Below are 6,424 nucleotides of genomic sequence, written 5' to 3'. Positions count from 1 at the left end.
TGGCCACCTCCGCCCCGAGGACGCCATCGCGGCTGTCAAAGGCGATGCCGAAGAGCGAGCGCCTGAACTCGCCCGGCTTTGTGGAGCGCTACCGCAAGGCCCTCGCGGCCTGGTTACGGGCGCAGGTGGGAGCCACGATCGCGCCGTTGCCGGGCGACAGGGGGGAGTGCCTCCCGTTCTCGTGAACATCGGCTCTCCCGGTCGGCGGATGCCTCCCGAGGCTTGTGTCTGCTGTCATCCAATCGAGGCGCTCGACAGCGAACCCAGCCCTTCTCGCTTCCTTGCCAATGAACCTGGTCTTGTGAGGTAAACGTGCTGGGGGTGCTGGGTGTTATCGGCTGCGGTGGCTGCACCCGAAGCCGAGCGGGTCGACCTCGATCCCGCTCCGAAGTCCCAGTGTCCTGTTCCTGGTCCTGTCCCTGATGGCATCCATGCCCGCGCGTGCTACGGCTTGGAGCACACACCAAGGCAAGGGCCGCGACGCCCGCCGTGAGGAGAAACGCGGCTCGCAGGCCATGAAGTTCGGCGTACGCTCCGAGCAGCGCAGGTCCCGCGATCGTGCCCAGCCCCAGGAAGAAGACGGTGACGCTGAAGCCGGCGGAGGGCCGCTGGGGAAAGACGCGGTAGCTCCACACCGCGAGCATCCCGGATCCGGCCATGAAGCACGGGCCGTAGAGCAGGGCGGAGAGGGCGATGGCAGGGAGCGAGCCGGGGGCGAGGCCGAGCAGGGCGACCGCGACGGCGATGCCGAAGAAGAGCCCGGTGTGGACGCGGCGCAGCCCGTACCGCGCGATGGCGTGGCCGGTCAGCGCGCCCGCCGTGCCGGCCGCGCCCATCAGGGACCAGAAAAGGGGCGCGGTTGCGGAACCGGTGCCCGCCGCGTCGGTGATCGCTTCGACGGCGAAGGACCAGTACACGGCGCCGACGAGGCCGTAGATGACGGCGGTGAGCAGGAGCGGCAGTGCGCTGCGGCGGTACGTCGGCCGGCCGCTGCTGCTCTGTATCGGTCGGCCCGAACCCCCGGGCAGCGCACGGGCGTTGTACGCGGTCGATGCCAGCGCCGCCAGTGCGAAGGCCAGCCAGGCGTACCGCCATCCCCTGCCGTGGGCGAGCAGCGCCAGCGGGCCCGCGACCACGACGGCGAAGGCGGTACCGCTGGCGATGGTGCCCAAGACATGCTCGCGCCGCCCGGCCGGCACCATCCGGTCGACCGCGTCGGAGTAGGGAGCCCAGGCCCAACCGGAGCTCGTACCGGCGAGAGTCAGCCCGGTGATCAGCGTCCCCGGCCCCTGAGCGAGCGCCACAAGCCCCATCCCGACGGCGGCACAGAGCCCGCCGACAAGGACGAGCGGGCGCGGCCCGAAGCGCGCGACGAGGGCACCGACCATCAGCAGCGCGGCCAGATAGCCGACGTAGGTGGCGCTGCCGATCAGCCCGACGAGGGAGACGGAGAGCCCGAACTCCTCGCGCAGCGCGGGGAGGAAGAGCCCGTATCCGTACCGCGCGAAACCGAAGGTCACGCCGATCGCCGAGATCCCGGCAAGCGCCAGCCTGTGGCCGGGCGCGGTCAGTGAGTTCCATGCCATGCACCCACCATCCGACCAGCGTCTACGCCACGCCATTGGCGAAAACGTCAGCTTCCCCTAGGTTTACGCCATGGTGCTTCGTGTGGTGGTGACCCTGCTGGAGGAGACCTCGCTCTTCGAGCTGGCCGTGCCGTGCGCGGTGTTCGCGGGCCAGGGGTACGAGCTGACGCTGTGCGCCACCGCCCCGGGAGGCGCACAGCGCGCCCCTGGCGGTCTGCGTCTGGAGGCCGAGCATGGCCTTGAGTCGCTGCGCGAGGCGGATCTGATCGTGGTCCCGGCCTGCATGATGGACGGCTACGAACCGCCGGCCGCCCTGCTCGACGCGTTGCGCGAGGCGCATGCCCGCGGAGCGCGGATCGCCTCCCTCTGCTCGGGGGCGTTCGTGCTGGCCGCGGCCGGGCTGCTGGACGGGCGTCCGGCGGCGACCCACTGGATGTACGCGGAGGAGTTGCGCCGCCGCCATCCGTACGTACGCGTCGACGACCGTTCCCTGTACGTCGACGACGGCTCGATCCTCACGAGCGCGGGCACGGCCGCGGCCATCGATCTGTGCCTGCACATCGTGCGCGGCGACTACGGCATGGCAGCGGCGGCGGAGGTCGGCCGCCGGATGGTCATGGCCCCGCACCGGGAGGGCGACCAGACTCAGTACGCACCGCCGCCGGCCCCTGTCCCACCGCAGGCGGAGGGCCTCGGGCAGGTGCTGGGCTGGGCGCTGACCCGGCTCCACCGTCCGCTGACCATCGCCGAGTTGGCGTCCCGGGCAGGGATGAGCACGCGGACCTTCGGCCGCCGCTTCGCGGCGGAGGTGGGCGTCACCCCGCTGAAGTGGCTCAACCAGCAGCGGCTGGCGCGGGCGCGGGAGTTGCTGGAGACGACAGATCTGGGAGTGGACGCGGTGGCGGAGCGCAGCGGGCTGGGCAGCGCCGACAGCTTGCGCCAGCACTTCCACCGGGCGCTGGCGACGACCCCGGCGGCGTACCGGCGCACCTTCCGGGCCGGCACCCCTCAGAGGCTGTCGAGCAGCTGATCACAGGCGGAGTCCGACTGTCGGGACTCCTCCTCCTGCCATGACGGCAGCCCCGGAATGATCAAAGAATCGGTCACCGCAGACCCAGCACCGGCAAGACCACCCTCGCCCACAGCGTCCCCACCCCGGCCGGGCCCGCATCGCGTACGACCGGGGGAACCGGCAGCCCGGGCGCCGACACAGGAGCGACCGGGCTAACACCGTGTCCTACATGGTCGGTTCGAGGAGGCGCTTGGAGCAGCACAGAGCTGCGGCGAGTCCGACAAAGGCCAGGTAGTTGCGGGGACGGCGCTCGTAGCGGGGTGACAGGCGGCGGTAGCCGATCAGCCAGCAGAGGGTGCCTTCGATGACCCAACTGCGACGCCCCAGTCGATCGCTGGACTCGATGCCCATACGGGCAGCCCTTGTCGGCCGCATCCCAGGCCATCCGGCGCATACGGTGCTTGATCTCGTTGGTGACGTGCGGGATGAAGTGCCGCGCGGGTGTCACCGATCGGATCACGCATGAAGTCCGAGCGGCAAGGAGGCAATCCGTGAGCGCGACCGCGGCCCACGCGGAGGAGCGGACCAGCCCAAGCTGAAGACGCGTATGGCGACAGCTGGATCGTCACAGTCGATGACACTTCCCGCTTCTTCGATGAGCTCATGCGGATGCAGTCTGGGCAACTGGCGTCCGTAGAGGCGTCGACCAGCACAACTCCTACGCCTGGGTAGCTTGACCCCGACCCGTGATGGGTTGTCCGCACGGAGGTGCAGACTGATCCCGGCGGCCTTTCGGGTTCGTGGCCGGAAACGGCGACGGCCCCCTGCTCACAACAGGAGGCCCCCCATGCCAAGTCCTGACCGAGACCATTGGCGGTACACGATCTGCACTCACCAGGAGCGTAAATGATCCCACTGTCAATCCACCAGTGATGATCACCTGGACGGCCCGCCTCTTGGCGCTGATCAGCACGTTCGTCCTAGTGCCGCACGCAGGCTCGCCCGTTGGCTACTGCACGCCGCGGCTGACCAGCTGACCCGCACCGTCGTCAACGCGGTCACCGGCAGGGCGTTGCTCATCCTCGCCTACTGGTGGAACCACCACTGACCAATTCCTCAGTGCTCTCCGGCCGAGCCACCGCCGCCGCCAAGACCGGCGACGGTCCGGTGGAGACGATCCGGATGTTCAAGATGGCCAAGAGCTCCGCGATCAAGTCGCGTTCGCAGGCGATCAACCAGCTCAAGGCCGTCCTGATCTCCGCAAACCCACCGCTCCGGGAGGCGCTGACCGGCCCTGAGCAACCCCAAACTCATCCGCCGGTGTTCCGAGCTGGAACCCGGGGACGGAACCACCCCGGCCGCGGCGGCCCGCCACACCCTCCAGTTGCCGGCCAGACGGATCCAGCACCTCACCGAGGAGATCAACGACCTCACCGGCCGCATCACCACCGCCATCAACGCTTGTGCGCCGAAGCTTCTGGACCGCTACGGCGTCGGCCCGGACACCGCCGCCGCACTGCTGATAGCGGCCGGCGACAACCCCGACCGGATGGGCAGCGAGTCATCCTTTGCCGCACTCTGCGGCGTCAGCCCAGTGGAGGCGTCGTCCGGCAAGACCCAGCGCCGCAGGCTCAACCGTGGTGGGGACCGGCAGGCCAACTCCGCGCTCTACACCATCGTTCTGGCCCGCCTACGCTGGGACACCCGCACCCGCAACTACGTGGAGCGGAGAATCCGCGGGGGCAAGACACGCCGTGAAGCCATCCGCTGCCTCAAACGCTACGTCGCACGCGAGGTCTATCAGGCGATCACCCCGCCCGCGACGGCCGCGGTCACCCACGCGTCAGCAGATTGACATCCAAAGGGGCATCAAGCTCTCCGTCCGCTACGAGGCGACCGTGCTGGGTCGCAGCCGTGAAGGAGTGGCTGTGACCAGCACCGTCGCAACGGCCCTCAGACGACGTCGAATTCGTTGCCCTCGGGGTCCTGCATGGCGGCGGCGTAGAGCCCCATGTCCGGCTCATCCTTGATCCGCAGCACGGCGGCACCAGCTTTGACCAGCCGTTCCACCGTAGCCTTGACCCGCTGTGTGCGGACGTCCAGTGGGACGTCACGGCCCCCACCGACCTTCAGGTCGAAGTGCCACCGGTTCTTGGCGACCTTCGGCTCCGGAACCTGCTGGAACCACACCCTCGGTCCACGTCCCGCGGGATCGATGAGCGACTCCGGAATATCCCCGGCACCGGCCGGCAACTCTGCCTCGGGCACCCCCACCGCCGCCCAGTAAGCACGCCACGTGGCGTGCCCGCCCGGCGGAGGCTCAGGCACGTAGCCCAGGGCCTCGGCCCAGAAAGTCACCATTCTCTGCGGATCGGAGCAGTCGATCGTCAGCTGCACTGTCATCTCCATCCTCGGAGCATCCCAGGCAGGTCTGACAGACGATCCACTCTCGCAACAGGCCCTACTGAGGTTTTCGTTAGTTCTGTGCTTGTTGAGGATGGATCGTCAGTCCCGTGTGGGTGATATCGGAGGAGACCCGGTGAATACCGCGTTCGGCGGTGTCGGCGACATCGGCGAGGTGGTCGCCGGCGAGATTGGCCAGCTCGCCTGTCTTAATCGCCGACCACAGCAGTTCCACCGGGTTGAGTTCGGGCGCGTAGGCGGGCAGCCGCTCCAATGTCAGCCAGTCCTGCCCGGCCACCCAGGCGCGCATCTCCCGGCTCCAGTGCGCGGCCAGCCCGTCCCACACCAGCACCACCGGCTCGCCGGCGTAGAACCATCTGACCTGCTCCAGAACCTCGATCAACGTGACGGTGTCGTAGCTGCCCGGCTTGAGGTGAAAGCACAATCGCGGACCACGCTCGGCGTCGGCGGCGTGGTATCCCAGCGCGGCGGCCATCGAGGCGCGTTTCCAGTTTCAGCCGGTGCCGGAGCGTGGGGGTACAGCCGCGGGGCACGTAGGTGCGACGCACTTGCGGGAGCAGCGACACGCCCAACTCGTCGAAGAACACGATCCAGGCACGATTCTTCACCGCCCCCATTTGACGCGTGGCCACTCATGGGCGACCCAGGGCGATCTCAGACTCGTCCCGCTCGACCGCCCGGCACTGGGGACGCTGCAGACTCCACCCCAGCCGCCGGGTCACCAGCCGCCACACCGACGCCCGTGCCAGCTTCACCCCGGTCACCCACTCAACCACCAGCCCGACCCGCCCCAAGGTCCATAAGTCAGCCTCGAACCCGTGCGCCTGGACGCCCTGCTCCAACGCGGCCCGGGCCGCGGTCGGCCGGGGTCGGGACCCGCAGCGCCTTCTTCAGCCGGGGCACCATGGTGAAGCGGCGGGTGTGGTAGGCGGAGGCGACCGCGCCGCCGCGCGAGCGGCACGGCGAGCCGGGCTGGGCGTCACACTTCGGACAGGCGTGCTGCTCGACGTCGTCCGCGTCCGACCGGTCGGCCGGGGAGGGCTGCTGAGGGTCCGTCATGGGTCCGGATTTTCGCACAATGCAACTCTCAGAAGGGGGTTCGTCCCGCTTTTGAGTGAGAACGGTTTCTGCGAACGAATCCGGGGTCGGCGGGGGTCCCGCGGTCGGTGATTGATCTTGCTCGCGCAAAGGACCGTTTGTGAGATCGGAGAACGGATGGAGCTGCCCGCGTTCTGAGCCACGACGTCACACAGGGGTGCCGCTGCCGACCGCGGCCGTTCTCGGTTAGTCCTGGGGGCAGTCCTCGTCAGGGAGCCAGGAAGCCCGCGCGGCCACCAACGTCCAGGAGGTTGCGGGCGGTGGCCAGGCCCTCTCTGACTCCAGCCGCGGCTGGGCCGAACAG

Annotated in this window: 6 protein-coding genes and 2 pseudogenes; 2 read left to right on the top strand and 6 right to left on the bottom strand. The window is 69.0% G+C overall.

Translation table 11 applies throughout. From position 1 onward, the window contains the following. Positions 1–113 precede the first annotated feature (113 nt). On the bottom strand, positions 114–1,586 hold the full coding sequence (locus JK363_RS36530) for an MFS transporter (protein WP_236076402.1): 1,473 nt from the start codon (positions 1,584–1,586) through the stop codon (positions 114–116). Between the two features lie 82 nt (positions 1,587–1,668). Here JK363_RS36530 and JK363_RS36525 point away from each other — a divergent pair, with 82 nt between their 5' ends. Then, entirely contained in the window at positions 1,669–2,616 is a 948-nt protein-coding gene (locus tag JK363_RS36525) for a GlxA family transcriptional regulator (protein ID WP_201882140.1), read from the top strand. A 207-nt stretch (positions 2,617–2,823) separates the two neighbouring features. Here the strand turns inward: JK363_RS36525 and JK363_RS36520 are convergent. Beyond that, a pseudogene (locus tag JK363_RS36520) lies at positions 2,824–3,021 on the bottom strand (IS5/IS1182 family transposase); the annotation flags it as partial. Between the two features lie 693 nt (positions 3,022–3,714). On the opposite strand from JK363_RS36520, the pseudogene JK363_RS45095 reads away from it, so the two are divergent. Further along, a pseudogene (locus JK363_RS45095) lies at positions 3,715–4,453 on the top strand (transposase); the annotation flags it as partial. 98 nt (positions 4,454–4,551) lie between these two features. On the opposite strand, the gene JK363_RS36510 reads toward JK363_RS45095, so the two are convergent. The 4 genes from JK363_RS36510 to JK363_RS36495 all read right to left on the bottom strand — a co-directional run bounded on the left by JK363_RS36510 (position 4,552) and on the right by JK363_RS36495 (position 6,081). Continuing rightward, positions 4,552–5,007, bottom strand: coding sequence for a VOC family protein (locus tag JK363_RS36510; protein ID WP_201882127.1), 456 nt, complete (start codon positions 5,005–5,007; stop codon positions 4,552–4,554). A 67-nt stretch (positions 5,008–5,074) separates the two neighbouring features. Next, positions 5,075–5,497, bottom strand: a complete 423-nt coding sequence (locus JK363_RS36505) for a transposase (RefSeq protein WP_236076401.1) — start codon at positions 5,495–5,497, stop codon at positions 5,075–5,077. Positions 5,498–5,654: 157 nt separating this feature from the next. Next, complete coding sequence (locus tag JK363_RS44865; protein WP_372444923.1) at positions 5,655–5,777, bottom strand: winged helix-turn-helix domain-containing protein; 123 nt, start codon at positions 5,775–5,777, stop codon at positions 5,655–5,657. A gap of 49 nt (positions 5,778–5,826) precedes the next feature. Then, positions 5,827–6,081 (bottom strand): zinc finger domain-containing protein, encoded by a 255-nt coding sequence (locus tag JK363_RS36495; RefSeq protein ID WP_236076400.1) that lies wholly within the window; start codon positions 6,079–6,081, stop codon positions 5,827–5,829. Positions 6,082–6,424: the final 343 nt, after the last annotated feature.

This window comes from Streptomyces coffeae (assembly GCF_016741875.1).
Lineage (GTDB): Bacteria > Actinomycetota > Actinomycetes > Streptomycetales > Streptomycetaceae > Streptomyces > Streptomyces coffeae.
This window is presented reverse-complemented; position numbering and strand designations above follow the sequence as displayed.